The organism is Paraburkholderia sp. BL23I1N1 (genome assembly GCF_003610295.1).
In the GTDB taxonomy this organism is placed as follows: domain Bacteria; phylum Pseudomonadota; class Gammaproteobacteria; order Burkholderiales; family Burkholderiaceae; genus Paraburkholderia.
In genome coordinates this window covers 5,028,720-5,052,442 of sequence record NZ_RAPV01000001.1, presented here as the reverse complement: position 1 = coordinate 5,052,442, position 23,723 = coordinate 5,028,720, and the positions used below count along the sequence as shown (strand labels likewise).

Sequence of the window (23,723 nt, the reverse complement as noted above, 5' to 3'; positions counted from 1 at the left end):
TGGGGGACGCACAGTCTGTGTCGAATGCCAGGAGTACAGTTTGCGCGCCATATCGGGTGTCACAGCGAGGCAGACGCGCATACCGCCGGGCAGACTGACCCGATACGTCGAAAAACGCCCTCTAGGTCAGCTGGTACGAGCGCACCGGTACGACCTCGCCGGGAAGTTCACAGCCACACAGTTCGAGAATCGATCGTTCAATGTTGCGGGTCATGGCGTCAAGCGCCAGCGCATTCGGCGCGAGGCTGAACGGCTCGGCGACTTCGCTGGCAATCGCTTCGAGCGCAATCAGCGTATAAGAAATGAAAACACAAAGAAGCGGCGTAAAGAATTCCGTTGAATCGACAAGACCGAACGGCAGCAACACGCAATAGGCATAGACGGTGCGGTGCAGCAACACACTGTAGGCAAACGGAATGGGCGTGGATGCGATCCGCTCACATCCGCCTACAGTCCTTCCCAACTCGTTGATCTGCGCGTCGACCATCCAGAGCTTCGTATCCGACATCAAGCCCCGAACGTGCAGATCGGCGAAGTCACGACGAACGTCATTGAGCAACGCCGTTGGTTTGTAGCAGGTGTGCTGCAATGCCTCGGCTTGCGTACGTCCGAGAAAGCGCAGAAGATCAGGCGTCGGGTCGGTCCCGCGCAACTGGTGCTTCAGCGCACACACGGTCGCAATCAGGGTATGAGCCATTTGAACGTTGTGATCGCCCCGTGGCGCGTAACACAGCATCTGCGACGTCAGTGCGCGCGCCGAGATCAGGATGCTGCCCCAGAGATGGCGCGCCTCATTGAACCGCTCGTAACTTGCGTTATTGCGGAACGCAAGGAAGATCGCGAGCGCGAGGCCGAACAATGTGAACGGCGCGGTGTTCAGTGGGATCTTCTCGCCGAAAATGCGCCCTTGCGTCAGGACAGCAACACTGCTGACAATCGCCATGAAAACCAGCTGCGGAATGATTGACTGCAATACGGAACCGTTCCAGATAAACAGCAGCCGGAACCAGTTTTCCCCTGGTCTTACTATCATCAGTGTCTCCGAGAAACCTCGGCCTTCAGGCCGGAGAGGTAAGAAGACGGTTTTGACGTTGGTTCCGTTCTCCGCTTGACAGCCTCAAACATATCAATGGTATGGTCTGAAAAATGGAAATTAAGCGTGCATACCGATTCCGGTTCTACCCAACGCCCGCGCAGGAAGTGATTCTTGCGCGGACATTTGGATGCGCCCGCTTCGCCTATAACCACATGCTCCGGCAACGCACAGAGGCGTGGACTGAGCGGCGGAAACGCATGGGTTATCACGAGACCTCCGCTGCGTTGACGGCGCTTAAAAAGACCGAAGAGCACGCCTGGCTGAACGAAGTAAGTTCGGTTCCCGTCCAGCAGGCGCTTCGGCATCTGCAAACTGCGTTCGTCAACTTTTTCGCCGGGCGGGCGAAGTACCCGAGTTTCAGGCGCAAGGATGGCTCGCAATCGGCCGAATACACCGCGAGTGCTTTCAGGTGGGACGGCGCGGTGCTCAGGCTGGCGAAGATGGCTGGGCCGCTCGCGATCCGCTGGTCACGCGCGATCCCCAAAGGCGCGAAGGTAACGACAGTCACCGTGTCGAAGGATACGGCGGCCCGATACCACGTCTCGATGCTCTGCGACGATGTGGTGAGCGCGCGCCCGGTCGCCGCGGGAAAGATCGGCATCGACCTGGGGCTGACCCATTTCGCCATTTTTTCGAACGGCGAGAAGATTGCCGCGCCGAATGTGTTCCGCAGGAACGAGGCGAAGCTCGCAAGGTTGTCGCGGCGTCTCGCGAAGAAGCAGAAGAGCTCTGCCAATCGCAGGAAGGCAAGGCTCAAGGTCGCACGCATGCATGCCAGGACGGCAGACTGCTGCAGGGACTTCCTGCACAAACTTTCGACCCGGTTGATCAACGAGAACCAGGTGATCGCCGTCGAAAACCTGTCCGTTCGGAACATGCAGAAGAATCGTCGCCTGTCCAAGTCGATCAGCGATGCGGGCTGGTCCGAGTTCAGGCGGCAACTGGAGTACAAGGCGCAGTGGTATGGGCGCACGCTGATAGGTATCGACCGCTGGTATCCATCCAGCAGGCGATGCAGTGACTGCGGGCATACCATCGCCAGAATGTCGCTGAAAGTCCGTGCATGGACATGCCTGGAATGCGGGGCAATCCACGATCGCGACGTCAACGCTGCGCGTAATGTTCTGGCCGCCGGGCTGGCGGTGTCAGCCCATGGAGAAAGCGTAAGTCCCATGTCTCTTTAGATGATGTTGGGTTGCATTCCTTGAAGTGGGAACCCCCTTCCTTCAGGTAGGGGAGAATGTCAAGATGTGCTCTTCTAGTGGTCTGAAATTGCCGTCGCCCTCAGTGGTAGCCGGCATCCCCTTCCCGCACTTTGCCCCGGAAAACGCGATACTGCATGGCGTTGTAGACAAGGATGACCGGCAGCACGATCACGGTGCCGACCAGCGTGAACAACTGGCTCGAGTGGCTCGAAGAAGCCTCCCAGATCGTCAGGGACGGTGGAACAATGTTCGGCCAGATGCTGATGAGCAAGCCGCTATAGCCGAGAAAGCACAGCGCGAGCGTGAGAAGGAACGGGATCGCTTCGTGCTTCAGTCGAAGCGAACGGAACACGCCCCATACACAGGCGACGACAAGAATCGGCACCGGCAGAAACCAGCCGAGATTGCCGCTTCCGAACCAGCGAAACGCTACCGCCGGCAAGCCGATCACGGTCCAGAGACTCACGATGACCATCACCCCGAGCAGGATGCTCACCAGCGGGCGCATCACCTCGCGTACCTTGCGCTGCAGTTCACCATCGGTCTTCAGGATGAGCCAGCCGCAGCCGAGCGTCGCATACGTGAAGAGCACCCCGATTCCGCAGAACAGGCTGAACGGCGAGAGCCAATCGAACGGGCCGCCGGCGAAACGGCCATCGACGATCTTGATGCCTTGCAGCAGCGAGCCCAGCACGATGCCCTGGCAGACCCCCGCGAGCGCGGAGCCGCCGATGAAGGCAAGGTCCCACGCGTGCTGGGTCCTGACGGCTTTGGCCCGTAATTCGAAGGCGGCCCCGCGGAAGATCAGGCCCACGACCATCAGGATCAACGGCAGATAGTTCGCCGGCAGCAGCGTGGAATAGACCACGGGGAACGCCCCGTAAAGCCCGGCACCGCCGAGCACGAGGAAGGTTTCGTTACCGTCCCAGACCGGTGCGATGGTGTTGAGCATCACTTGCCGGTCGCCTTTCTCCTCGAAGAACGGAAACAGCAGGCCGATGCCGAGATCGAATCCGTCCAGCATCACGTAGATGAAAACGCCAAGTCCGATGATCGCGGCCCACACGACAGGGAGATCGATTTGCATAGTGTCACTCTCCTTCCAGTGCGTCGAGCGGGCGATTAGTCAGCACCGGATACCTGCGCGACTTGCCGCGGTCGATATGCTCCTCGGGTCCGCGCTTCATCATTTTCATCATGTAGTAGAACCCCATGCCGAACACCAGGAAATACACCAGTACAAAGATCAGCAGCGAAACGCCGACTTGCTGCGAGCTGACCGGCGAGACGGAGTCCACTGTTCGGAAGACACCGTAGACCGTCCACGGTTGGCGGCCGACCTCCGTCGTTATCCACCCGGCCAATAGCGCCACAATTCCAGAAGGCCCCATGCACAGCACGAGGATCTGGAACCAGCGCGTCTCGTAGAGACGGCCGCGCAGTCTGAGCAGTAAGCCGAGCAGCGCCGTCAATAGCATCAACATGCCCAGACCCGCCATGATCCGGAAGGTCCAGAATATGATCGGCGAGTACGGACGGTCCTGCGGCGCAAACTCCTTCAGCCCGCGGATCTCTCCGTTCCAGCTATGGGTCAGGATAAGACTGCCCAGGTGCGGTATCTGGATCGCGTAGCGCGTCACTTCCGCATCCATGTCAGGCAGGCCGACCAGATTGAGCGCCGTCCCACCTTTTTCGGTTTCCCACAGCCCTTCGATCGCAGCGATCTTGGCCGGTTGATATTCGCGTGTGTTGAGGCCGTGCGCATCGCCAACAACAATCTGTATCGGTGCCAGGAAAAGCAGGATCCACAGCGCCATGGAAAAACTACGCGTGACAGGTTTGTCGCGCCGCCCATGCAGTAGATGCCACGCGCCGCAGGCGGCGACGATGAAGCCCGCGACAATGAACGCCGCGACGGTCATATGCGCAAGGCGAAACGGGAACGACGGGTTGAAAATCACTTTCATCCAGTCGACCGGAACGATCCGGCCGTTCTCGATGGCGAACCCCTGCGGCGTCTGCATGAAGCTATTCGACGCGAGAATCCAGAACGTGGAAATGAGCGTGCCCACCGCCACCATGAGCGTGGAGAAGAAGTGCGCGCGTGGACTGACGCGTTGCCAGCCGAACAGCATGACGCCGAGAAAGCCGGCCTCGAGAAAGAACGCCGTCAGCACTTCATAGGTCAGCAGCGGTCCCGTGATGTTGCCGGCAAAGCTGGAAAATCCACTCCAGTTGGTACCGAATTCGTAGGCCATCACCACACCCGAGACCACCCCCATACCGAAGCCGACCGCGAATATCTTGGACCAGAACAGAAACATGTCCTTGTAGGCAACGTCGCCGGTCAGCAACCAGCGCCATTCGAGCACGGCGAGGAAACTGGCCATGCCGATGCTGATCGCGGGAAAAATAATATGAAACGAAACCGTGAACGCAAACTGCAACCTGGCAAGGTGGAATGCATCGAAGATTTCCATGATTGATCAATGGCTCCAGGTCATAACGGCAATTGCGTAAAAACGGGCGCCATGTGGCGACGGAACGGCTTCGCGGCTCATCGAGCGCGATAACACAACGTCTGCTGACTAATAGATCGAACAGAAATCGCACGCAGGTCAGGCAATGCGGATACGCGACTCCCCCCGGATATCCCTGCCCAACCAGCGTTCGCGCCCAGTATCCTGCAGGGAGGTCAACGGGACGCGCTCGTCCGGTTGACCTCCCCGTCACCGCTTAGCGTCAAGCTTCCGCCGAGCGCACAACATGAACAGGAACCGACTTGTACGAAGGCGTGCCGCTCTCCTTGTCAATGAAGTCGAGTGGCACCAGCACGTTGGCTTCCGGATAATAGGCCGCCACCGAACCCGGCGCGATGTTGTAGGCGATTGCCGTGATCTTCTTCAGGCGAAGCTGCCTGCCCGCCGAAATGGTTTCAATGTCGACCAGATCGCCGTGTTCGAGTCCACGATCGGCAAGATCGTCTTCGTTCATAAACAGCACGTCACGCCGGCCGAACACGCCTCGGTAACGATCGTCGAGCGCATAGATCGTGGTGTTGTACTGGTCGTGGCTGCGGATCGTGATAAGACGCAGCACATTTTCAGCGCCGAGGACGTCCGCATCTTCCTTCACGCCGCCGTACACCGAGAACATCGCTTTGCCAGACGGTGTGGGCCACACGCGTTCGGTCGGGGGAAGCGGCATACGGAATCCCCCCGGCACTCTGATTCGTTCATTGAATGCCTCGAATCCGGGCACGGTTTGTTCGATCAGGTCACGGATCCTGTCGTAGTCGGCAACCAGGTCCGACCATGCCACCTTGCTGTTCGGCAATGTTGCCGTTGCGATACCGGCGACGATCGCCGGTTCGGATTTCAAGTATTCGGACGCGGGTGTCAGCTTGCCCGACGAAGCGTGGACCATCGACATGGAGTCCTCGACCGTAATGGATTGCCGGCCGGTCGCCTGGATATCCAGTTCCGTGCGGCCCACAACCGGCAGCACGTACGTTTCCTTTGCCACGAGCAGGTGCGAACGATTGAGCTTGGTACCGAGATGGACGCTCAGATCGAGCTTGCCCATCGCAGGAAAAGACTGCTCGGAATCGGGTAACGCAACCGCGAAGTTTCCGCCGAGGCAAATCAGCGCCTTGGCAGTGCCGGCGATCATTGCCTGCATCGCCTGAACGGCATCGTGCCCGTGCGCCGCCGGCGGCGTGAACCCGAACACATCTTCGATCTGCTTGAGGAAGGTCGCGGACGGTTTTTCGGTGATGCCGACCGTGCGGTTCCCCTGCACGTTGGAATGCCCGCGCAAAGGACAGATGCCCGCGCCGGGTTTGCCGATGTTGCCGCGCAATAACAACAAATCGGCAATCAGACGGACGTTGGCGGTGCCTTTGTTATGCTGGGTGACGCCCATTCCGTAGGTGACGATCGTCGCATTCGATTTTGCGTAGGCAACGGCAACTTCATCGAGATCTTCACGGGTGAGTCCGCCGGCCTTTTCGATATCCTCCCATGACGTCGCTTCCAGATCGGCGGCAAACGCGTCGAAACCCTGGGTATGCGTCGCGATGAACGCATGGTCCAGGACGGTGTTGCCCTGCTCCGCGTCCATCTGCAGGAGCGCTTTCATGATGCCCTTGAGCGCGGCCGCGTCTCCGCCCGCGTCGAGCTGAAAATAGGTCGACGCGATCCGGGTCGATCCGAAGGTCGCCATTTCAATGACGCTCTGCGGATCGGCAAAGCGCTCAAGCGCGCGCTCGCGCAGCGGATTGAACACGATGATCGGAACGTTGCGCCGCGAGCACTCGTGGAGCGTCCCCATCATCCGGGGGTGATTGGTCCCCGGATTGTGGCCGATCGAGAGGATGAGTTCGGTCTTATCGAAATCATCCAGCGATACCGTGCCTTTGCCGATCCCGATCGACTGGGGCAACCCAACGCTGGTCGGCTCGTGACACATGTTCGAACAATCAGGGAAATTGTTCGTCCCATACTCTCGTGCGAGCAATTGAAAGAGGTAGGCGGCCTCGTTCGACGCCCTGCCTGACGTATAGAACTCGGCTTCGTCGGCAGAAGACAGTCCTCGAAGCACTTCACCGATGCGAGCGAATGCGTTCTCCCACTCGACAGCCAGGAACTTGTCCGTAGCGCGGTCATAAACGAGGGGGTGCGTCAACCGGCCGAGATCCTCCAGTTCGAAATCCGTGCGTTGCAGCAGCGATGACACCGTGTTGTTTGCGAAAAACTCCGGCGTCACCCGCTTGGTTGTCGCCTCCCATGTGACCGCTTTGGCGCCGTTTTCGCAGAACTGGAAGGTCGACTTGTGCTCCTTGTCCGGCCAGGCACAACCCGGACAATCGAAGCCGTCCGGCTGATTGGTCCGCATCAACGTAATCGGCGCCTCAATGCTTTCCATCTGGGTTCGGACGGCTTGCGCTGTCGCTCGAAGCGCCCCCCATCCGCCAGCGGGTGCGTCATACGGCCGGATTCCCGGAACTTCGCGTCGCGTGCTCATATGAGACTCCATGAACTGACTTAGGATACCTTACGGCTTTCTTATGTTGGATTACGCCGTGTCACGGCACAGGCTTGGATACGGGTTCAGTCTAGTTGGGTTGATGCGTCGCAAACGGTACAGATCGACCGGTGACGGGAGAGCACAGTACAGATACCGTGATACCGCCGCCGGTCACGACCAGGCTGGGAGCCGCAGACATCACGCCTTCGAGGCGGCGCTATCGGTTGGCTCGGGGCTGCTGACCTCTTTAGACGACTTTTTCTTCGCGCGTCCGTTAGCCCCCTTCCCGCCCGTCGCCTTAGGTGCAGGAGGAGGTGCCTCGCTCTTGCTGAACTTCACTTCGCCGCTTTCCTTGTCATAACTGACCTCGACGCTATCGCCCGACTTCAGGGCGTCGCCGAGAATCTGCTTCGCAAGCCGCGTTTCCAGTTCCTGGCGAATCTGGCGCTTCAACTCGCGTGCACCGAACTCCGGCCGATAGCCGGCCTCGGCGAGATGATCGATAACCGATTCGTCTATCTTGAGGGTAATGTCCTGCGCGGCGGCGGTGCGCACGACCCGTTCGAGCTGGATCTGCACGATCGAGCGGATGTTGTCGCGCGAAAGCCCATGGAAGACGATGATCTCGTCGATCCGGTTCAGGAATTCGGGGCGGAAATGCCCCTTGAGCACGCCCATCAATTCCTCGCGGATCGCTTTCTCGTTCAGGCGATCCGCCTCGGGTTTCTCGAGGTTGTCCATGATGATCGATGCGCCGAGGTTGCTCGTCGCAATGATGATCGTGTTACTGAAGTCCACCACACGGCCCTTGCCGTCGGTCAGCCGCCCGTCGTCGAACACTTGCAGCAGCACGTTGTTCACGTCGGGGTGCGCCTTCTCGATCTCGTCAAGCAGGATCACGCTGTAAGGGCGCCGCCGGACGCGCTCGGTCAGTTGTCCGCCTTCGTCATAACCGACGTAGCCCGGAGGAGCGCCGATCAGCCGTGCGACCGCGTGACGCTCCATGTACTCGGACATGTCGATCCGGATCACCGCCTGCTCGTCGCCGAACACCGTTTCTGCCAGCGCCTTCGCCAGTTCGGTCTTGCCGACACCCGTCGGTCCCAGGAACAGGAACGTCGCAATAGGCCGGTTCGTCTGGCCGAGTCCCGCACGTGACAGGCGCACGGCATCGCTTACGGCCACCACCGCGTCGTCCTGGCCGATCACGCGCTCGCGCAGCTTCTTCTCCATATCCAGAAGCTTCTGGCGCTCCTCCTGCGTGAGCTCCGTGACCGGAATGCCGGTGAGACGCGACACCACTTCGGCGATTGACTGCACGGTCACTTCGAGCGTTTCCGAGCCGGTCTTGCGCTGCCACGTCTCCATCTGCTCGTCGAGTTTCTCCTGCTTTTCGCCAATCCGCGCCTCAAAAGCTTTCGCCTCATCGAAGCGCTTGCGCGAGGACGCATAATCCTGCTCGCGCTTAAGTTGGACCATCTCGGCTTCGAGCTCCTGCATGGCCGCCGGACGCGAGGTCGCGCCGATGCGCACGCGTGCCGCCGCCTGGTCGATCAGGTCGATGGCCTTGTCGGGCAAAAAGCGCGACGTAATGTAGCGATCCGACAGTTCGGCGGCGGCAACGAACGCATCGTCGGCAAAGGTCACCTGGTGGTGCGCTTCGAGCTTGTCGCGAAGGCCACGCAGGATGACGATGGTCTGCTCGACCGTCGGTTCCGGCACCAACACCGGTTGGAAGCGCCGCTCGAGCGCGGCATCCTTTTCGATGTACTTCTGATATTCGTTGAGCGTCGTCGCGCCGATCAGACTGAGCTCGCCACGCGCAAGCGCGGGCTTGAGCACGTTCGCGATATCGAGGCCGCCTTCACCACCGCCTTGTCCCGCGCCCACGATCGTGTGCAGTTCGTCGATAAAGAGGATCAGTTCATCCTTTTTGGCCGTGACTTCATCGATCAACTGTTTGGCCCGTTCTTCGAATTCGCCGCGATACTTCGCACCGGCCACCATCGAGTTGATGTTCACCTCGACGAGCCGCTTGCCGCGCAGCACTTCAGGCACGTCGCCGTTGATGATGCGCTGGGCCAGCCCTTCGACGATCGCGGTCTTGCCGACACCCGGCTCGCCGATCAGGACGGGATTGTTCTTCTTGCGCCGCGCGAGCACCTCGATCGTGCTCTCGATTTCCTGCGCACGACCCAACACCGGGTCAAGCTTGCCCTCACGCGCCATGGCCGTGAGGTCGCGTCCGAACTTGTCGAGGTTGGGCGTGCCGGTTGGCGTGTCGACACGGCCGTCCTCCGCGCCTTTACCCACGACTTTCACGACCTTCTGACGCAATGCTTCCGGCGTCACACCATATTTCTTCAGCAGCGTGCCCGCAATGCTGTCCGGCACCGCCGCAAGCCCGATCAGCAGATGCTCCGGGCCAACATAAGAGTGCCCCAGATCGCGCGACGCCTGGAACGCATATTGGAACGCCTTTTTCAAACGAGGTGAGACGGTCATCTTGTCGATCGGCGCGTCGGGATCGGCGGTTCCCTTTTGCGCATGCTGATCGATATATCCCTTGATGTCCTGCGGTGAGAGCTTGAGCTCCTTGAGCAGCGCCGCGCACACGTCGGTGTCCGCGAGCACGTACAGCAGGTGTTCGGTGTCGAGTTCACTGCGGCCAAGCTCATGGGCCTTTTCCGCGGCGCGCTGCAACAACTCGAGCGTCTGCTCACTGAAAGCATCGGTCGCATCGACCGATTCACGTGGCACCTCGGCGGCGAATCCGGCATCTTCGTCCTCGGCCCCATCCCCCATGCCGCCGAAGAAGCGCGACAGGCCGCTTCCTCCGAGCAGTGAATCGAAGGGGTTGAGCATGCTTTGGTGCCGCATCAATTGCCGGTAGTCGTAGTCGCAGATCGAGATGGATTTCCGCTCGCCGTTTTGCACAACGGTTACGCGGGCGACAGCGGGACGGGCGTTACAGATTTCGCAGAGGGCGGGCATCGAAAGTCACCTTTTTCGGTTAAAACATGCGGCCAGTTCAAAGGTTATAGGACGCGTCCAAGTGAATTGCGAACACTCCGGACCCGCCGTCCACGATCCGTTTTTATTGTTCATTAAGCGGAGAACCGCGATAGCGATGGCGCATCGAACGCGGCATGTTGCGAGGTTCGCGACCCCGTCCGTTTTCGACGAGCGTTGTCTGAAGAACGCGAAGTGTTTACAACGCCGATTTCAGTATGATTAGCATAACGAAGCCCTGAATCCGCACTTGGATTCTAAGAGTGGCTCGTGGATAAGGGAATATTGGTTTTCCGATGATAGGCATTGGTGGCCTCTGCCCGAGGCGTCTCAGCCCAACGATCCGATTCTTTGGCATGCGAGCCGCCCAGCGATATCGCGCGCTGGGCGTTGGAAGCCATCATTTGCCGGCCTCGCGGCGACTCTGCTCTTCAACGGTCAGGATCGCCTCGGGGGTCGCTTCGAGCCGGGCTTTCGGTATCGGTTCACCACTTTCATCGGAGAGGCCGTAGGTGCCTTCGTCGATCTTCTGCAGCGCCCGCCCGATATCGCCAATGCGCTGGTAATTCACGTCGTGCAGCGCCTGGTTGACCTCATTCTGTGCCATGCCTTGCGCCGCGTCCTCGACCTCTTCGGCCTCATTGCCATGCTCCTCCTGGGCCGTCCGCTCGTCCGCGATCGTATTCTCCTCTCCGCCCAGGAGTTGCTGGCGCAATGCCAAAAGGCGCCTGCGCTGCAGCGCAATGAAATCGTCACTCAAATTGACTGGCTGCTCCGGCATGATTCTCTCCCTCGCCATGGCCGACATGCGATTCGCGCCGAATGACGATCATGCAACGGCGCGCTTTCATCCAGCCTAAGGCTAGGATAGTACTAATTTGTAGAGTTCAAAGCGCCGTCTCGACCGATACAAGGAATCCCCGGTTGAGCGACTTGTGGATTCCCGAATCGGCACTACACTGATTTGCATCGTTCAGCCAACCCAACTTCCCTGCTGATTGGGCCATAACGTGTCCAGCGGAGATCGATATGCTCACCAGCGCTCGTAACCATTTCGTCGGGCAGATCGCCGAAATAAAAACTGGCGCTGTCAGCGACGAAATCACCCTTCGAACGCGGGGCGGCCTGGATATCGTCGCCATCGTAACCAACGATAGCGTTGAGCGCCTCGGGCTCGCGGCCGGAAAATCCGCCACCGCAATTTTCAAAGCCTCGGGCGTGATCGTTGGGGTCGAATGACAGCAGTGGATCGAAGCACGGCCACTTCGGAACGGCGCGCACGGGTCGCCGCAGCATCACCCGTCATCCATCACCCACCCAGCTCCTGAAATGCGTGGCCATTGGCCTCGAGCCCCTTCAGGATGTCGGGTGTCAGCTCGCTTTGCCACACGTGTCCGTCGAATTGCCACTGACTTGTGTCAACGAGGTCGGGGAGGCCTGCACCCTTCTCCACGTAGAGCCCGAGTGTCGGTTTCTTCAGGTTGATGTAGAAATCGAATTCCTGCATGGCAACACCTCATCCGAGAGACAGGAGAATCAACTATCGTCGACGTTGTCCGCGTAGTGGTCGATAGCGACCTTACACTCGTCCACAACAACTTGAACGAAAGCGGGTTCATTTCTTTCAACCCACCGTTCCACATGGATAAAGCGTGCCGTTCCGAGATCGGCGATGCGCTCCGGATCCGCGGTAGTGACATCGACCGTGACCATCCCCCGGTTCCCCTGCAGCGGTGCGATCGTTGAGGCGACCAGAAACCGCCGATATGAAAGGTCATTCTGTGCCATGGAACCTCCCCTCAACTGAAACGTTCGTGACTCACAATTGCTTTGTAGTCGAAGTCTATGAGCAAGTCATGTACATGTGAACATGGATTTCTCCGATGCTAAGTGTTCACGAAAATCTGATTTGAAAATCTGAGCCGAATCCGTCGAGCAGTTTTTTGACCTCGGCATCGATGGTTTCCTTGGTCCAGGTGACGAAGCCGCGCCAGTGATACTTGGCGTGCTTCCAGAGGATTTCGATGAGATTCAGTTCGGGGCTGTAGGGCGGCAGATAGAACAGCACCATGCGATGTTCGAGAAACCATCGGTCGATTGTTTCCTGATCGATGTTGTGATGGATCGAGGCGTTGTCGAGCACCACTACGGTCGTCAGACCGGGCGTGCTTTTCCGCGCGATCTGCTCAAGGAATTGCACGACATCGGGGCGTTTGATCGTGGTCTTGCTGGTGTGATACGTCAGCAGGTTGGCGCCGAAATCCAGTGCACCAAGGACGGAGCGTTTGCAGTGCGGTTGCGGGAACACACGATGCGGTTCGCCGATGGGCGACCAGCCGCGCTGCACCGGGGGCGAAGCACTGAACCCCGATTGATCAAAGTAGAACAGCTGGCACGCACCGTCGAGTGCGGCCTGCTGTAGCTTCGCGAGGGTGGAGGCCTTCACGGCGAACTCCTCGGGGTTACGCTTTTTTTGAGCGAATAGCGACCACGCTTGTAGGAAAACCCCGCTCGTTTGAGCGCAGTCGACAAGGTATCCAGGCGGCAGGGAAACGGCACACCATGAGCTTCTTCAACGCGCTGCGCAATCTGTCTGAGCGTCATCAATTCGGCGCTGGCCGCCTCGATGGCGGTGGCGATCATGGCTTCAGACAACGAACGGGGACGTCCGCCTTTATGACCGACCAGCAGCCCACATATGCCGGATTCCCGCCACGCGCGCGCCCAGTTGTAGACCGACTGCCCGCTCACGCTGAGCTGCGCAGCCACTTCAGTCAGTTTGATCTTGCGGCCGAGCATCATCACGCCCGCGGCCCGGATGCGCATGTCGCGATGCTGGTGGTTCAACGACATCTGTTGCAAGGTCTTTTCCTCGGCTTCGCTCAGCTCTACAACACACTTCATCTGGACTCCGGCGCAATGGGTTCGCCGAAGTTAACAAAATTCAAACGCGTTTACCAGCAACACTTAGATATTGGTGAAATACGTCTACCGGTTTGTCATTCAACGGCAATATCCACGTGTCGGACTGCCGGGGTTACGGCATGATGGTGCTGGAGAGAAGCGCGCACGCTGCATCGCGGGCGGATATCAATCGTTGAACGCTGCAAAGGAGCGAACGATGCCAGCACGCACTGTTTCTTACGGCGAATTCGAGATCGCTGTGCGCCCTGAGCGTAACCCGCTCGGCGCCTGGATCGCCAGTGTGAGTGTGAGTCACGGCGCCCGAACAGTCATCGATATTCGCCCCAAAACCGTTCAACCCGAGTGGCTAACCGAAGAAGAGGCAATCAGAGACGGGCTCGAATGGGGGCACCGGTTCATCGCTCGTGAGTTCAACACGCCGCAGGGTCGTTCCTGGGTCGCCGAGCGGTCGCATGCGGAACGCTGGTTCCGTGATGCCGAGGAATCAGGTGGCTCGGAAACCAGCGCGTAAGTCGCGCATACGCCGCGCGTGGGTCACGCATTAGTGCGCGTAAGCCCTGCGAGGCCATGACCCGTGGCAAGTTCGAATTCACTATATGAATGCACTATTATGACACCCAAGGCGGCCAATCAGCGTCGCCGCAGGCGCGCCTCAATGTCCCGGGTATCGAGTGACGACAGATCCTCGCTAACCTGCTCGAATATCATTCGGCGGGTTTCCTCGCTGAGATCGGCTTTGACCATGCCGAGAAATTTTGGCTCGATGGCGAGTCTCAGCCGATTGTAGAGTTGATGGAGCCGACCAACCTCCAGATACTCGGCAACGCGCTTTGCGAATTTCTCACGGTCCTTTTCCGTCAGCATCGTGCCGGTATATTCCGTGTTGGTGAGCTCTTCTTTTTCTTGCAGGTCGAGCGTCAGCCCCGGCATCTGGAAAACACGCGCGCGACCCCCGTCAGCCACAACCAGCCAGGTCACTTCGATCATCATGCACCTCCAGGCAGGGATTTGTCCGAACGGCTCTCACTCAAGATAGCAGTTCCGGCCCGCGACGCCCACGGTCGATTTACCGGTTCAAAGTATAGGTCTTAAAGTTTGCGCCGAAGGCTCCTGCATACGTCCGCATCGGCTTCCGGCTTGATCGCCCGGCACGCATATCCCGTACCAAACTGAGTGCCATATTGAGTACGGCGGCTGCTAGTTGCCTGCCGCCGCGCACCTTGCGCGACGGCGCCGGGCTCGCGGATTAGAAATTGAAGTTATCGATATTGCTCGCGTCGAACGTCGTCGGCGGTCCGAGAATGATTTCCCCTTGCGGTCCAATCGTGCGCTTGCCAAGCTTGCCGGCATCAAAGGATTCGCCCTCCTTGCCGGCGATCGTCCCCGAAGACAGCGCTGCCGCCGCATAGGCGGCCAGATAGCCAAGCTGATTCGGGTCCCACAACTGGAAGGCCTTGACCGTCCCGTTTTTCACGAACGCACGCATCTGATTCGGGGTGCCCAACCCGGTCACCTGCACGCGGCCCTTGCTCGACGACGACGAGATATAACGCGCCGCCGCTGCAATGCCAACCGTAGTGGGCGCGACAATCGCCTTCAGATTCGGATACGCCTGCAGCAAACCCTGCGTTTCGACGAACGACTTCTGGTCGTCATCGTTGCCGTACGCGATCTTCACGAGTTTGATCTTCGAGTACTCGGGCTTCTTCAACTCCTCCTGCATCCACTTGATCCACGTGTTCTGATTGGTCGCGTTAGGCGTGGCCGACAGCACGGCGAACTCGCCCTCGCCGCCCATCAGCTTCGCGACCAGTTGGATCTGGCCTCGACCGATACCCTCCGCGTTCGCCTGGTTGACGAAAAGCTGACGGCCTTCGGGCGCTGTGTCGGAGTCGAAGGTCACGACTTTGATGCCTTGCGACATCGCTTTCTTCAGGTACGGCACGACGGCGTTCGCGTCGTTGGCCGCGATCACGATAGCGTCCTGCCGCTGCGTGATCAACGTGTTGATGTATTGCACCTGGGAAGACGCGCCCGCATCCGACGGCCCCACTACCTTGCCCACGCCGCTGAATTCCTTGATCGCGGCCATGCCGCCGTCGTCGGCAATCACTTCATAAGGGTTGTTGATCTGCTTGGGCACGAAGGCAATCTTCAGACCGCTTTTCAGGCCCGCGGCGGACGCGGCACAACTGAGCGCCACTAGAGCAATGCAGAGTGCAGTTTTTCCGGTGTGACGTAGAGGATTGAACATGAGGTGTCTCCTGCTTTGTTGTTGGACGACATGCTGTCCAGGTTGTCGGTCGGTATTTTGTATTGGGTATTTCTTCTGGAGCCGGTTATAAGAGAACGTTAAGAAGAAGGATAAGAAGAAGCGGACTTCGCGATGAAACGCCAGTCACGCGCCGCACGCCAGCGGGCAACCAGATTGGGAATCAGCACCGATGCCAGCAACAGCACGCCGGTGACGATCGTCAGCGTTTCGCTCGACACATCGTCGAGCGTCAAAGCGTTTTTCAGCACGCCGATAATCAGCAGCGACAACAGAACGCCGAACATCGAGCCACGTCCGCCGAAAATGCTCACGCCGCCGAACAGCACCGCCGCGATCACCGACAATTCGAAACCTTCGCCGTTATCGCCACGCGCACTGGTGAAGCGCAATGTATAGACGATCCCTGCCAGCGCACTCATCGCGCCGGACAATACAAAAAGACGCAGCCTGATCTTCGCGACTTCGATACCCGAGAACGCCGCGGCGGTCGGATTGGCGCCGATTGCGTAAAGGCTGCGGCCGAATGCGGTGGACTGCAGCAGCACGGTAAACAGCACCGCGCCGAGGATCACGATCGCAAACGGCAACGGAATGAATGTGGAGCCGACCGTGTCCATGCCGAACGCCGTATACACCGCCGGAAAATCCGCGACCGCCTGGTCGCCGAGCAACACGTATGCCAGACCGCGAAACAGCGCCAAGGTACCGATCGTGACCGCGAGCGAGGGTAGATTGAGCTTGACGATCACGAGGCCGTTCAGCAAGCCCGCCAGCGCGCCGGCAATCAGGACCAGTACGATCACGACCGGCATCGGCAAGCCCATATGCCACAGCACTCCCATCAGCGCGCTGGACGCACCCAGCACCGATGCCACCGAAAGATCGATTTCAGCGGCGACGATAATCAAGGTCATGGGCAGCGCCATCAACGCGATCTCGGTCAGATCGGCGAGGATATTGCTGACGTTCGAACCGGTGAGAAACACCGGCGACAACCAGCGCCCAAGCGCGAGCGACAAAGCCAGCACGATGACCAGCAACACTTCCCATTGCAACGGCGTTTCGCGTTTGCGCGTGAGCAACGCGGAGTCGGGTTTAGCCATGATCGCGTTTCCTCATCATGCGTTTGGCGACTGAGCGGGCCAGCAAGGTGTCGGCGGTAATCGCGGCGACGATCAGCGCACCCTGAATCGCCTGCTCCCAGAATGGCGAGACGTGCAGCACGACGAGCGCGATGCTGATCACGCCCAGCACAAGCGCGCCGAGCGTCGCGCCGAGGATGGTGCCCACACCGCCGGTGATCGCGACGCTGCCCACCACGGCGGCGGCCACGACCTGCAACTCGATGCCCTTCGCGGTGCTTGCGTCGACCGTGCCAAAGCGCGCGAGCCACAACGCGCCCGCGAAACCGGCAATCGCACCGGACAGCAAAAAACCCGCCATGACGCGATGTTCCACATTCACGCCGGCAAGCCGTGCCGCCTCCGGATTCGAGCCGATCGCGTAGTGCTCGCGTCCGCCGCGAAACTGCTTCAGATAGACAGCCAGACCGGCGAGCACGACGATCGCGATTAACGCAAGCGTCGGTATGCCGAAGAACGTGCCGGTCGCAAGACGGGAAAACGCGTCGGGCAAGCTGGTCGCGTTGATCTGCCCGCCGTGGACCCACGCATAGTCCGCGCCGCGAAAAATGTAGAGCGTGGAGAGTGTCGCCACCAGTGACGGCACGCGCCCCACGGCAACGAGCAACGCGTTGATACTGCCTGCCACCAGACCGATCGCGAGTCCGGCCAGCAGCGCGACGATCACCGGCATTTGCGGAAACGCAACGTACAGACTGCCGACCGCGTAGGCGCTGATGCCGACCGTCGACCCTACCGACAGATCGATATGCCGCATCAGGATGACTACCGTCATGCCGGCTGTCAGCAAGCTGATAATCGACACATTGAGCAACACGTCACGCAGGTTCTGCAGATTCAGGAACTGCGGCTTCGCGAGCCCCGTCCCCACGATCAACAGAATCAGCACGACGAAGAGCGTCGTCTCGCGGCTCTTCGCAATGCCCGCGATGAAGCCGCCTGGCGCGCTGCCGGTGCGTTTGGGGAGCGGCGCCTGAACCGGCGCGGGATGGGTCGTAGAATGGCGCATCATGCGGCGCCCCCGAGCGGGGCTTCTTTGGGAGCGCGCCCCAAGGGTGGGACCGGCTGGCCGAGCGCGGCGCCCATGATGCGCTCTTCGTCAGCTTCGGCGCGCGCTATATCGGCGCTGATACGGCCCTCGTGCATGACCAGAACGCGATCCGCCATGCCAAGTACTTCGGGCAATTCGCTCGAAATCATCAGCACGGCCATGCCGTCGCGCACCAGTTCCGCCAGCGCGCCATAGACCTCGGCTTTGGCGCCAACGTCGATGCCGCGGGTGGGTTCGTCGATGATCAGGACCTTCGGGTGGGTGGCGAGCCACTTGCCCAGCACGACCTTTTGCTGATTGCCGCCGGAGAGCGTGCCGACCGGCGCATTGGGGTCGCCCGCTTTGAGACGCAAGCGCGTGCCCCACTGATTGGCCAGTTGCGTTTCGCTGCGGGTGGAAATCAGGCCATGTTTGACGAGACGTCCGAGCACCGTCATCGAGGCATTGCGCGCAATGCTCAGTTCCAGTGCCAATCCTTGCTGACGACGGTCTTCCGGCACCAGCGCAAGTCCGGCACGCACCGCGGCGGCCGGACTGCCTGCGACGAGGCGCTTGCCGCCAATCGAAATTTCCCCCGAATCGAGGGGATCGATGCCGAAGATCGCGCGCGCCACTTCGCTGCGGCCCGCGCCGACGAGGCCCGCCAGTGCGACGATTTCGCCGGCGTGGACGTCGAACGAAATGTCCTTGAAAACACCCACGCGCGTGAGTCCACGCACGGACAATCGAACTTCGCCCGGTGGCAAATCGGCTTTCGGATAGAACGTCTCCAGATCGCGACCCACCATCTTCGCGACGATGGATTCGGTGGTGAGATCGGCGGTCAGCCCGTCGAATACCTTCGCGCCGTCGCGCATGATCGTGACGCGCTGCGTCAGCGTGAACACTTCATCCAGCCGGTGCGTAATGAAAAGAATCGCCACGTCGCGTTCGCGCAGCTTGCGCACGATCGCAAAGAGCCGCTCCACTTCCGGCAGCGACAAGGCCGCGGTCGGCTCGTCCATGATCAGCACGTTCGCGTTCAACGACAACGCCTTCGCAATTTCTATCACCTGCTGATCGGCAATCGACAAACCACGCACCAGTTGATCCGCACGCAGATCGACCCCGAGCGAGGCCAGCAATCCGTCCACCTCGCGGCGCATGGCGTCGTACTGAATGCGGCCGATCCGGTCGACCGGCTGCCGTCCCATGAAGATGTTTTCCGCGATCGAGAGATCGAAGAATAGCGTCGGCTCCTGATAGATCACCGCGAGGCCCGCGTCGCGCGCTTCTGCAGGCGTTGCGAAGCGGCGTGCCACACCGTCGACCCGCAGCTCGCCGGTATCCGGCTGATGCACGCCCGCGAGAATCTTCACGAGCGTCGATTTTCCCGCGCCGTTTTCGCCGAGCAACGCATGCACTTCGCCCGGCCACAACGCGAGATCGCCGTCGGATAACGCACGGACCCGGCCGAACGATTTGCTCGCGTGCCGGAGTTCCAGCCTGGGCACAGCGGATGGAGAGTGCTGCACAACGTGTCTCCTTCTTTTTTGCTTTCGAGAGTGCTTCCGATGCCAACCGTCAGATACGATAAAAGCGCTCCGCGTTATGGCAAAACAGCGCTTCTTTCTCGGCAACGCTCGCGCCCTCCACGATCGACGCATACGCGTGCCACAAATCCTGGTAAGAGCCAAACAGGCGATCGACCGGAAAATTCGACGCAAACATCGCTCGCTCGACGCCGAACGTATCGATTGTTTCGAGCACGTAAGGACGCAGGCTTTCAACGGTCCATTGATGATCGAACATCGCGAGCCCGCTGATCTTCACCGCGACGTTCCTGCAACCCGCGAGCAGTCGCATGCCGTCGCGCCACGCGCGATAACCGGCGACGCTGTTGCGGTCCACGAACATGCCCGCATGGTTGACGATAAAAATCGTATCGCCGTGCGTGCGCGCCAACTCGGCCGCCGCCTCCATCTGCGACGGATACAGTTGCAGATCGAACGACAGGTCGTAACGGCGCAGCAGGGCAAAATGCTCGCGCCACTGCGGCTCGCGCATGAAATGACGGCCCACATAATCGAACAGCTTGTTCTCGTGCACGTTCAGGATCTGCCTGATGCCACGCGTATTGGCGAACGACGCGTGCGCTTCAAGTATTGAAGGTGCGTTCGCGGCGGACAGATCGACAGCGGCGACAATTGCATTCGGCATACCGCGCGACGCCGGGCGATCCGCAATGGATTGCAGCCAGCGGGTTTCCTCAACCGGATCGGCGGGATCGTGATTCGCTTCCACGTGCACCAGTTTCAGCACCTCGATATCGCCCGCCTCGCCGAGCAAATCGTCGAGCAGATAGTCATGCTTCAACTCGCGCGCGTCACCCACGAACGACACGCCCGGGTTTTCCAGCCACGGATAGCGATACGTCTTCAGATCCCACAGATGGATATGCGAATCGACAACCTGCATGCGACGTCCTCCGCCCAAAGACCCAGGCCCGGGCACAGTCAGTAACGTTAGCTAAGCGAATTCAGATGAAAGACCGGCTCGAGTGGCCGCTCAAGCGGCGTATGGTCAGGGGCCGTCTGCATGATGTCGGCCATGTAATCCCACCATTTGCGCATGACCTCGAGTTGCGGCAACGCGTTCACGGTGTGATTCGTGGTGCGCGTGAGAACGGCGAAAAGATGATGCGAATCCGCGTCGAAGAAAATCCGGTACTCGCGCATGCCGGCGTTGTGCAATGCATCAACCAGTTCGGGCCAGATTTGCGCATGACGTCGTTCGTATTCCTCACGCATGCCGGGGTTGAGCACCATCCGGAAAGCGATTGTTTCCATTGCGGCCTGTCTCCCGTCGTATCCGGGCGCTTTCCCCGAGAAGCGTGGAAGCGTCCGATACGACTATAATTCCTGCGTCGATAGCATCTCAATCCGTTGTTGGGATTGGGCGATCCACAAACCGAATCGCACCGCCATCATGAGCCAACATTCAGCTGCCATCGCACTCGTCAACCGGCTCAAGTTCAAGCACCTCGCGCTGCTCGTCGCACTCGACGACGCGCGCAATCTCCATCAAGCCGCCGAGGCGATCAATGTCGCGCAACCCAGCGCGAGCCGCATGCTCGGCGACATCGAGGAAGCGTTCGGTTTCCTGCTGTTCGAACGCAACGCTCGCGGCATGACGCCCACGCCGCTCGGCGTGGTCACACTGGCCTATGCGCGGCGGGCGCTCGCCGAGTTGACCCGCTTTGCCGAAGACCTCGACGTCAAACGCCGCGGCGGGCATGGACAACTGACCGTCGGCGCCATCATGGGCGCCGCGCCCGATCTGCTGGCCATGGCGGTTGCCGCCCTGAAAACCGAAAGCCCCTTGCTGAACGTGCGTATTCTTGGCGAAACCAGCGACCAGGTCGTGCAATTGCTGCATCGCCGCGAAATCGATCTGGCGCTTGGGCGTCTGACCAGTCCGTTGCAACACAACGATTTCAGTTTCGAGCCGCTCGCACGCGAAACCTTGCTGCTGGTGGTGCGTTCGGTGCATCCACTGGCACAGTGCTCGCGCATCACGTTGCCGGAACTGATCGACTGGCCGTGGGTGGCGCAACCCGTGACCAGTCCGGCGCGCGTGCTGTTCGAGGAAGAACTTGCGCGTGCGGGCCTTGCGACGCCAGTCAATCTGACCGAGTGCGCGTCGATCTTCGCCACGCTGCAATTGCTCGAGAACTACGACGCCGTGGCCATGCTGCCCGAGTCGGTGGTGCGCGATCATGTGCGCGGCAAGCTGCTGGTCGTGCTGCCGCTCGAAATCGGCAAGAGCCTCGCCGGGTTCGGCATTCTCACGCGCAAGGAAGAAGCCCTCGCCGAGCCGGCCCTGCGCTTTATCGACTTGCTGCGTGGTTTCTCGCGCAAACTCGCTCGCGACGATTCCACTTCTGCGGCCACCAAGCCTGCGATCGCATCCACACCGGTCAATTGACATCGGCATCGCGCGTTACTGCAAGTTGACGAAAAGTCCGCCGTCCACCAGCAGCGAGGCGCCTGTTACATAACGCGCGCGGTCGGAAGCCAGGAATACCACGCAATCCGCAACATCTTCCGGGCGACCCAGTCTGCCGAGCGGAATGCGCTTTTCGAAGTAGGCCCGTTTCGCTTCGTCCGCGAGATCTTCCGCGTTCAGGTCGGTCGCGATCGTGCCGGGCATCACCGAATTGCAGCGAATCCCGTACGGCCCCAACGCCACCGCGCATGATTGCATCAGCGAATGCACGCCCGCTTTGGTCGGCGTGTAGTGCGTTTGCATGCCGCCGCCTACCAGCGCGCTGATCGAGCTCGTGGCCACGATCGCGCCGCCCGTGCCCTGCGCTTTCATCTGCTGCGCGGCGGCTTGCGTGACGTAGAACGCACCGTTCAGATTGACGGCCACCGTCGACTCCAATACTTCCGGCGGCATGTCGAGAAATGCGTGAAACGGGCAGATGCCGGCATTGCTCGCGAGCACGTCGACTTTGCCGAAGGCTTCGACGGTCCGGCGAACGAGTTCCTGACCGGTTTCATGCGCGGCTACGTTGCCTTCGATTGCGATCACGCGCCGCCCCAGTGCTTTGATTTCGTCGACCACCTCCGCCACGGCCGAACGGCGCCCATAAGATGCGTCGTTATCGCCCCAGTAGTTGATCGCCACATCCGCGCCTTCGGTTGCGCACGCAACCGCTATCGCGCGGCCAATGCCACGCGAGCCGCCGGTGACGATCACGACCTTGTCCTTGAGCAACACGTCATTCTCCTGTTGGGTGGATCAATGCGCCTTCAACGCGGATAAGGCCGCGCCAGCGCGCAGTCCGGATTGAGCCGCACGCCGAAGCCCGGCGTGTCAGGCACTTTCATCCGTCCGTTCACCGGCACCGGTTCATCGAGCAGCAGCGGCGTAAACATCGGCACCACCTGATCCGCTTTCGGCGCCATCATCAGAAACTCGGCGAACGGCGAGTTGTGCCGCGTGACGACGAAGTGATAGCTATAGACCGACGAACCATGCGGCACCACCATCACATTGTGGGCATCGGCGAGCGCGGAGATCTTGATGAGTTCGGTCATGCCGCCGCACCAGCCCACATCCGGCTGAATCAGATCGCAGCACTGCATTTCCAGCAGCATGCGAAAACCCCAGCGCGTTGCTTCGTGTTCACCGGTCGACACCATCATGCCGCGCGGCACGTTGCGGCGCAGTTCGGCGTAACCCCAGTAGTCGTCCGGCGGCAGGCACTCTTCGAGCCATTTCAAACCGTATTCATGCGCCGCGCGCGCGAGCCGCGTTGCATACGGTACGTCGAGACTCATCCAGCAGTCGTACATGAGCCAGAAGTCGTCGCCTACGCGGCTACGCATCTCGGCGAGCTTGTCCAGATTCTTCCTCAGACCCGCTTCGCCTTCAGCGGGACCATGCTGCAACGGCAATTTCCCGCCGATGAAACCCATCTCCTTCGCGAGGTCCGGACGCGCGCCCGTTGCGTAGAACACGAGTTCGTCGCGCACCGGGCCACCCAATAGTTGGTACACGGGCTCCTTGCGAACCTTCGCGAGCAAATCCCACAACGCGAGATCGACGCCCGAGATCGTATTCAGCACGACGCCTTTGCGACCGTAGTACAGCGTCGAAAAATACATCTGATCCCACATCTTCTCGATGTCGGTAACGAGTTGACCTTCGAGAAAACGCGCGAGATGTTTCTCGACGATGAATGCGCCGATCTCGCCGCCGGTCGTCACGGCAAAGCCAACTGTGCCGTCGCTCGCCTCGATTTCTACCACCAGCGTGCCGAGTACATTGATCCCGAACGACTGACGGCTCTGGCGATACTCCGGATAACGCGCCATGGGCGTAGAAATATGATCGTCGATCCAGTGTCCGTCAGCTTGATCGTGATAATCCGCGCCGCCACCACGGACGATGAAGGCACGCACGTGCCGGATAGTAGGCATGGCCATGAAAGGGGCTCCGT

Annotated in this window: 22 protein-coding genes and 1 pseudogene; 4 read left to right on the top strand and 19 right to left on the bottom strand. The window is 60.1% G+C overall.

Annotation, left to right across the window (positions count from 1 at the left end):
* Positions 1 to 121 precede the first annotated feature (121 nt).
* Positions 122 to 1,033 carry a bestrophin family protein gene (locus B0G76_RS23635; RefSeq protein ID WP_120294682.1) on the bottom strand — a complete coding sequence of 304 codons (912 nt, stop codon included), beginning with the start codon at positions 1,031 to 1,033 and terminating at the stop codon, positions 122 to 124.
* 113 nt (positions 1,034 to 1,146) lie between these two features.
* Between B0G76_RS23635 and B0G76_RS23630 the strand changes: the two genes are divergently transcribed.
* The gene (locus B0G76_RS23630) at positions 1,147 to 2,280 is read left to right on the top strand and encodes an RNA-guided endonuclease TnpB family protein (RefSeq protein ID WP_120294681.1); all 1,134 of its coding nucleotides are present in this window, start codon (positions 1,147 to 1,149) and stop codon (positions 2,278 to 2,280) included.
* Positions 2,281 to 2,380: 100 nt separating this feature from the next.
* Here B0G76_RS23630 and cydB read toward each other — a convergent pair whose 3' ends face one another.
* The 5 genes from cydB to B0G76_RS23605 all read right to left on the bottom strand — a co-directional run bounded on the left by cydB (position 2,381) and on the right by B0G76_RS23605 (position 11,122).
* Positions 2,381 to 3,388: a cytochrome d ubiquinol oxidase subunit II gene (cydB, locus tag B0G76_RS23625; RefSeq protein ID WP_120294680.1), complete on the bottom strand. Its 1,008-nt coding sequence runs from the start codon at positions 3,386 to 3,388 to the stop codon at positions 2,381 to 2,383.
* Positions 3,389 to 3,392: 4 nt separating this feature from the next.
* Positions 3,393 to 4,781: a cytochrome ubiquinol oxidase subunit I gene (locus B0G76_RS23620; protein WP_120294679.1), complete on the bottom strand. Its 1,389-nt coding sequence runs from the start codon at positions 4,779 to 4,781 to the stop codon at positions 3,393 to 3,395.
* A gap of 262 nt (positions 4,782 to 5,043) precedes the next feature.
* Positions 5,044 to 7,326 carry an FdhF/YdeP family oxidoreductase gene (locus tag B0G76_RS23615; protein WP_120294678.1) on the bottom strand — a complete coding sequence of 761 codons (2,283 nt, stop codon included), beginning with the start codon at positions 7,324 to 7,326 and terminating at the stop codon, positions 5,044 to 5,046.
* 201 nt (positions 7,327 to 7,527) lie between these two features.
* Positions 7,528 to 10,323, bottom strand: coding sequence for an ATP-dependent Clp protease ATP-binding subunit (locus B0G76_RS23610; RefSeq protein WP_120294677.1), 2,796 nt, complete (start codon positions 10,321 to 10,323; stop codon positions 7,528 to 7,530).
* A gap of 418 nt (positions 10,324 to 10,741) precedes the next feature.
* Complete coding sequence (locus B0G76_RS23605; protein ID WP_120296721.1) at positions 10,742 to 11,122, bottom strand: TraR/DksA C4-type zinc finger protein; 381 nt, start codon at positions 11,120 to 11,122, stop codon at positions 10,742 to 10,744.
* Positions 11,123 to 11,379: 257 nt separating this feature from the next.
* Between B0G76_RS23605 and B0G76_RS23600 the strand changes: the two are divergent.
* Positions 11,380 to 11,580: pseudogene (locus tag B0G76_RS23600) on the top strand (molybdopterin-binding protein); the annotation flags it as partial.
* A 70-nt stretch (positions 11,581 to 11,650) separates the two neighbouring features.
* On the opposite strand, the gene B0G76_RS23595 reads toward B0G76_RS23600, so the two are convergent.
* The 4 genes from B0G76_RS23595 to B0G76_RS23580 form a co-directional block, all read right to left on the bottom strand.
* On the bottom strand, positions 11,651 to 11,848 hold the full coding sequence (locus tag B0G76_RS23595) for a hypothetical protein (RefSeq protein WP_120294675.1): 198 nt from the start codon (positions 11,846 to 11,848) through the stop codon (positions 11,651 to 11,653).
* Positions 11,849 to 11,877: 29 nt separating this feature from the next.
* Positions 11,878 to 12,129: a hypothetical protein gene (locus B0G76_RS23590; protein WP_120294674.1), complete on the bottom strand. Its 252-nt coding sequence runs from the start codon at positions 12,127 to 12,129 to the stop codon at positions 11,878 to 11,880.
* A gap of 106 nt (positions 12,130 to 12,235) precedes the next feature.
* Complete coding sequence (locus tag B0G76_RS23585; RefSeq protein ID WP_120289909.1) at positions 12,236 to 12,787, bottom strand: IS630 family transposase; 552 nt, start codon at positions 12,785 to 12,787, stop codon at positions 12,236 to 12,238.
* Positions 12,784 to 13,245, bottom strand: a complete 462-nt coding sequence (locus tag B0G76_RS23580) for a helix-turn-helix domain-containing protein (RefSeq protein ID WP_259460486.1) — start codon at positions 13,243 to 13,245, stop codon at positions 12,784 to 12,786. Before B0G76_RS23580 ends, B0G76_RS23585 begins: the two co-directional genes overlap by 4 nt.
* Positions 13,246 to 13,462: 217 nt before the next feature.
* On the opposite strand from B0G76_RS23580, the gene B0G76_RS23575 reads away from it, so the two are divergent.
* Entirely contained in the window at positions 13,463 to 13,777 is a 315-nt protein-coding gene (locus tag B0G76_RS23575) for a DUF6566 family protein (protein ID WP_120294673.1), read from the top strand.
* A gap of 119 nt (positions 13,778 to 13,896) precedes the next feature.
* On the opposite strand, the gene B0G76_RS23570 is transcribed toward B0G76_RS23575, so the two are convergent.
* From B0G76_RS23570 to rhaM, 7 genes are all read right to left on the bottom strand, one after another.
* Positions 13,897 to 14,256: a host attachment protein gene (locus B0G76_RS23570; RefSeq protein ID WP_259460689.1), complete on the bottom strand. Its 360-nt coding sequence runs from the start codon at positions 14,254 to 14,256 to the stop codon at positions 13,897 to 13,899.
* 256 nt (positions 14,257 to 14,512) lie between these two features.
* Positions 14,513 to 15,520: a rhamnose ABC transporter substrate-binding protein gene (rhaS, locus tag B0G76_RS23565; protein WP_120294672.1), complete on the bottom strand. Its 1,008-nt coding sequence runs from the start codon at positions 15,518 to 15,520 to the stop codon at positions 14,513 to 14,515.
* A gap of 98 nt (positions 15,521 to 15,618) precedes the next feature.
* Complete coding sequence (locus B0G76_RS23560; RefSeq protein ID WP_120294671.1) at positions 15,619 to 16,644, bottom strand: ABC transporter permease; 1,026 nt, start codon at positions 16,642 to 16,644, stop codon at positions 15,619 to 15,621.
* A complete protein-coding gene (locus B0G76_RS23555) occupies positions 16,637 to 17,695 on the bottom strand; it encodes an ABC transporter permease (protein WP_120294670.1) in 1,059 nt (352 codons plus the stop codon). The genes B0G76_RS23560 and B0G76_RS23555 overlap by 8 nt, the downstream gene beginning before the upstream one ends.
* Entirely contained in the window at positions 17,692 to 19,248 is a 1,557-nt protein-coding gene (locus B0G76_RS23550; RefSeq protein WP_120294669.1) for a sugar ABC transporter ATP-binding protein, read from the bottom strand. Before B0G76_RS23550 ends, B0G76_RS23555 begins: the two co-directional genes overlap by 4 nt.
* A 49-nt stretch (positions 19,249 to 19,297) precedes the next feature.
* Positions 19,298 to 20,191, bottom strand: a complete 894-nt coding sequence (locus B0G76_RS23545; protein WP_120294668.1) for an amidohydrolase — start codon at positions 20,189 to 20,191, stop codon at positions 19,298 to 19,300.
* A 47-nt stretch (positions 20,192 to 20,238) separates the two neighbouring features.
* Positions 20,239 to 20,562 (bottom strand): L-rhamnose mutarotase, encoded by a 324-nt coding sequence (gene rhaM / locus B0G76_RS23540; RefSeq protein ID WP_120294667.1) that lies wholly within the window; start codon positions 20,560 to 20,562, stop codon positions 20,239 to 20,241.
* A 139-nt stretch (positions 20,563 to 20,701) separates the two neighbouring features.
* Here rhaM and B0G76_RS23535 point away from each other — a divergent pair, with 139 nt between their 5' ends.
* On the top strand, positions 20,702 to 21,700 hold the full coding sequence (locus B0G76_RS23535; protein WP_120294666.1) for a LysR family transcriptional regulator: 999 nt from the start codon (positions 20,702 to 20,704) through the stop codon (positions 21,698 to 21,700).
* A 15-nt stretch (positions 21,701 to 21,715) separates the two neighbouring features.
* Here B0G76_RS23535 and B0G76_RS23530 read toward each other — a convergent pair whose 3' ends face one another.
* Positions 21,716 to 22,498 carry an SDR family NAD(P)-dependent oxidoreductase gene (locus B0G76_RS23530; RefSeq protein ID WP_120294665.1) on the bottom strand — a complete coding sequence of 261 codons (783 nt, stop codon included), beginning with the start codon at positions 22,496 to 22,498 and terminating at the stop codon, positions 21,716 to 21,718.
* A 32-nt stretch (positions 22,499 to 22,530) separates the two neighbouring features.
* Positions 22,531 to 23,709 (bottom strand): L-rhamnonate dehydratase, encoded by a 1,179-nt coding sequence (rhmD, locus tag B0G76_RS23525; RefSeq protein ID WP_120296717.1) that lies wholly within the window; start codon positions 23,707 to 23,709, stop codon positions 22,531 to 22,533.
* Positions 23,710 to 23,723 lie beyond the last annotated feature (14 nt).

What these genes read in the sequence shown, in the direction of transcription:
- B0G76_RS23635 (WP_120294682.1), bottom strand. Translation starts at nt 1,033, where the DNA reads ATGATAGTAAGACCAGGGGAAAACTGGTTCCGGCTGCTGTTTATCTGG.
- B0G76_RS23630 (WP_120294681.1), top strand. Translation starts at nt 1,147, where the DNA reads ATGGAAATTAAGCGTGCATACCGATTCCGGTTCTACCCAACGCCCGCG.
- cydB (WP_120294680.1), bottom strand. Translation starts at nt 3,388, where the DNA reads ATGCAAATCGATCTCCCTGTCGTGTGGGCCGCGATCATCGGACTTGGC.
- B0G76_RS23620 (WP_120294679.1), bottom strand. Translation starts at nt 4,781, where the DNA reads ATGGAAATCTTCGATGCATTCCACCTTGCCAGGTTGCAGTTTGCGTTC.
- B0G76_RS23615 (WP_120294678.1), bottom strand. Translation starts at nt 7,326, where the DNA reads ATGAGCACGCGACGCGAAGTTCCGGGAATCCGGCCGTATGACGCACCC.
- B0G76_RS23610 (WP_120294677.1), bottom strand. Translation starts at nt 10,323, where the DNA reads ATGCCCGCCCTCTGCGAAATCTGTAACGCCCGTCCCGCTGTCGCCCGC.
- B0G76_RS23605 (WP_120296721.1), bottom strand. Translation starts at nt 11,122, where the DNA reads ATGCCGGAGCAGCCAGTCAATTTGAGTGACGATTTCATTGCGCTGCAG.
- B0G76_RS23595 (WP_120294675.1), bottom strand. Translation starts at nt 11,848, where the DNA reads ATGCAGGAATTCGATTTCTACATCAACCTGAAGAAACCGACACTCGGG.
- B0G76_RS23590 (WP_120294674.1), bottom strand. Translation starts at nt 12,129, where the DNA reads ATGGCACAGAATGACCTTTCATATCGGCGGTTTCTGGTCGCCTCAACG.
- B0G76_RS23580 (WP_259460486.1), bottom strand. Translation starts at nt 13,245, where the DNA reads ATGAAGTGTGTTGTAGAGCTGAGCGAAGCCGAGGAAAAGACCTTGCAA.
- B0G76_RS23575 (WP_120294673.1), top strand. Translation starts at nt 13,463, where the DNA reads ATGCCAGCACGCACTGTTTCTTACGGCGAATTCGAGATCGCTGTGCGC.
- B0G76_RS23570 (WP_259460689.1), bottom strand. Translation starts at nt 14,256, where the DNA reads ATGATGATCGAAGTGACCTGGCTGGTTGTGGCTGACGGGGGTCGCGCG.
- rhaS (WP_120294672.1), bottom strand. Translation starts at nt 15,520, where the DNA reads ATGTTCAATCCTCTACGTCACACCGGAAAAACTGCACTCTGCATTGCT.
- B0G76_RS23560 (WP_120294671.1), bottom strand. Translation starts at nt 16,644, where the DNA reads ATGGCTAAACCCGACTCCGCGTTGCTCACGCGCAAACGCGAAACGCCG.
- B0G76_RS23555 (WP_120294670.1), bottom strand. Translation starts at nt 17,695, where the DNA reads ATGATGCGCCATTCTACGACCCATCCCGCGCCGGTTCAGGCGCCGCTC.
- B0G76_RS23545 (WP_120294668.1), bottom strand. Translation starts at nt 20,191, where the DNA reads ATGCAGGTTGTCGATTCGCATATCCATCTGTGGGATCTGAAGACGTAT.
- rhaM (WP_120294667.1), bottom strand. Translation starts at nt 20,562, where the DNA reads ATGGAAACAATCGCTTTCCGGATGGTGCTCAACCCCGGCATGCGTGAG.
- B0G76_RS23535 (WP_120294666.1), top strand. Translation starts at nt 20,702, where the DNA reads ATGAGCCAACATTCAGCTGCCATCGCACTCGTCAACCGGCTCAAGTTC.
- rhmD (WP_120296717.1), bottom strand. Translation starts at nt 23,709, where the DNA reads ATGGCCATGCCTACTATCCGGCACGTGCGTGCCTTCATCGTCCGTGGT.